At 75.7% G+C, this 2,936-nt stretch carries 1 protein-coding gene; it reads right to left on the bottom strand.

All coding sequences use genetic code 11. The features are described 5' to 3' along the window. On the bottom strand, positions 1-2,936 hold a 2,936-nt coding region (locus AB0C76_RS41195; RefSeq protein ID WP_359975875.1), incomplete at both ends, for an SDR family NAD(P)-dependent oxidoreductase.

Here is a 2,936-nt window from a genome sequence, read left to right on the forward strand (position 1 = left end):
TCCAGCAGCAGACGCTGCTGCGCGTCCGTCGCCAGCGCCTCGCGCGGGCTCATCCCGAAGAACTCGGGGTCGAACTCCCCCGCGTCGTGCAGGAACGCGCCCCGCCGGGTGTAGGACGTACCCGGGACGGACCGGTCCTCGCTGTGGAGCGAGTCGAGGTCCCAGCCGCGGTTCACCGGGAAGTCGGAGACCGCGTCCACGCCGTCGGCCACCAGGCGCCACAGGTCCTCCGGCGACTCGACGCCGCCGGGGTAACGGCACGCCATGCCGACGATGACCACCGGGTCGTCCGACGGCACCGGGAGCGCCGACGGGGTTTCCTCGGCCTCCTCGGCGCCGAACAGGCCCTCCAGGACGAAACCCGCCAGCGCGCTCGCCGTCGGGTAGTCGAACACCACCGTGGCCGGCAGCTGGAGACCGGTCGCCGACCGCAGTCGGTTGCGCAGCTCGACCGCCGTCAGCGAGTCGAAGCCGAGGTCCTGGAACGCCCGCGACGGGTCGACGACCGAACCGCTCTCGTGGCCCAGGACCACGGCGATCCGGTCGCGTACCAGCTCCAGGACGGCCGCCCGGCGCTCGGCCTCGCCCAGGCCCGACAGGCGCTGCGCCAGGCCCGCCGAAGCGGCCGAGCCCGCGACCACCGCGCGCCGGACCCGGCCGCGCACCAGTCCGCGCAGCAGGGCGGGCAGCGAGTCCTGGGCCCGCAGCACCGCGAGGTCCAGGCGGACGGGCAGGATCGCGGGCCCGCCCGCCGCGAGCGAGGCGTCGAACAGGGCGGTGCCCTCGGCGGGGGTGAGCTCCGGCATGCCCGAGCGGGCGATCCGGTGCAGGTCCACGTCGGCGAGGGTGCCGATCATGCCGCCGTCGCGGGTCCACGGGCCCCAGGCCTGCGAGACGGCCGGCAGGCCGAGCGAGCGGCGGTGCACCGCGAGCGCGTCGAGGTAGGCGTTGCCCGCCGCGTAGGCGGCCTGGCCGGGGCCGCCGAAGACGCCGGAGACGGAGGAGAACAGGACGAAGGCCGCCAGCGCGCGGTCCTTCGTGGCCTCGTGCAGGTTCCAGGCCGCGTCCGCCTTCGGGCGCAGGACGGTGCTGACGCGCTCGGCGGTCAGGGAGCCGATCACACCGTCGTCGAGCACACCCGCCGTGTGGACGACCGCGCGGATCTCGTGCCGGGCGAAGAGGTCCGCCACCGCCGCCGGATCGGCGACGTCACACGCCTCGACGGCGGCCTCCGCACCGGCCTCCGCGAGCTCGGCGAGCAGCTCGTCCGTACCCTCGGCGTCGGCGCCCCGGCGGCTGACCAGCAGCAGCTGCCGCACGCCGTGCTCGACGGCCAGGTGCCGGGCGACGACCCTGCCCAGGCCGCCCGTGCCACCGGTGATCAGGACCGTGCCCTCGCCGGCCCACACGACCGGCTCACCCGCGAACCCGGCGCGCACGAGCCGCGCCGCGAGGACCTCCCCGTCGCGGACGAGCAGTTGCGGCTCGTCCAATCCCAGGACAGCGGGCGGCAGTTCCTCCGAACCCGCCAGATCCACCAGACCGAAGCGGCCCGGCTCCTCCGACATCGCCGACCGCACCAGACCCCACAGCGCTGCGCCGGACAGGTCCTCGCCCGCCACCACACCACGCGTCACGAACACCAGGCGGGACTCGGCGAAGCGCTCCTCCGCCAGCCAGCCCTGCACCAACTCCAGCACCCGGGCCGCACGCGCGTGCACGTCGCCGTCCACCGGTCGGATCACCACCACCGGCGGCACACCCTCCGGCACCTCCACCAAGGACCCGACCTCCGCGAACTCCGGCGCGGAAGCGGCCTTCACCGGCACCCAGTCCACCCGGAACAGCCCGTCCCGGGCCGTTTCCGGCTCCCCGCCCGACACCGCGCGCAGGGCCAGCGACCCCACCGACGCCACCGGCAGGCCCTCGGCGTCGACGACGGCCACCGCGACGGACTCCTCGCCGGTCCGGGTGACGCGCACGCGCACCGAGGACGCGCCGGAGGCGTGCAGCGACACGTCCTCCCACGAGAACGGGACGACGCCGTGCGGCAGCCCGTTGACGGCCGTCACGTGCAGGGCGGCGTCGAGCAGCGCCGGGTGCAGGCCGTATCCGGTGCCCTGGGTGCCCTCCGGGAGGGCGACGTCGGCGAACACCTCGTCCCCGCGCCGCCAGGCCGCCCGCAGGCCCTGGAACACCGGCCCGTACGCGTAGCCGCCGTCGGCCATGCCCTCGTACAGCCCGGTCAGGTCGACCGCCTCGGCGCCGGCCGGCGGCCAGACGGACGTGTCGAACGCGGTGCGCGTCTCCCCGGCGGCCAGGACGCCGGTCGCGTGCTGGTCCCAGGTGCGGCCGTCGGCGCCCTCGGGCCGGGAGGCGATGGTGAAGGTGCGGCGGCCGGTCCCGTCGGCAGCGCCGACGCGCAGTTGCAGCTGGACGCCCTCGTGCTCGGGCAGGACGAGCGGTGCGGCCAGGGTCAGTTCCTCGACGCGGTCGCAGCCGGCCTCGTCCCCGGCGCGGACGGCCAGTTCGAGGAACGCGGTGCCGGGCAGCAGGACACGGCCGCGCACGACGTGGTCGGCGAGCCAGGGGTGGGACCGGCGGGAGAGCCGGGAGGTGAACAGCAGGCCTTCGTCGTCGGAGAGTTCGAGCGAGGCGGAGAGCAGCGGGTGGTCGGCGCTGTCGAGGCCGGCGGCGCCGAGGTCACCGGTCGCCTCGGCAGCGGTGACGGGCCAGTAGCGACGGTGCTGGAAGGCGTAGGTCGGCAGGTCGACCGGGCGGACACCGGTGCCGGCGAAGAGCGCGGCCCAGTCGACGTGCGCGCCGGTGACGTGCAGGCGTGCGAGGGCGGTCAGGACGGTCGTGTCCTCGGCCTGGTCCTTGCGGAGGGCGGAGGCGAGCACCGCGTCGTCGGAGAGCGAGGAGGCCGCGAGCGC

Source organism: Kitasatospora sp. NPDC048722, from assembly GCF_040650235.1.
Lineage (GTDB): Bacteria > Actinomycetota > Actinomycetes > Streptomycetales > Streptomycetaceae > Kitasatospora.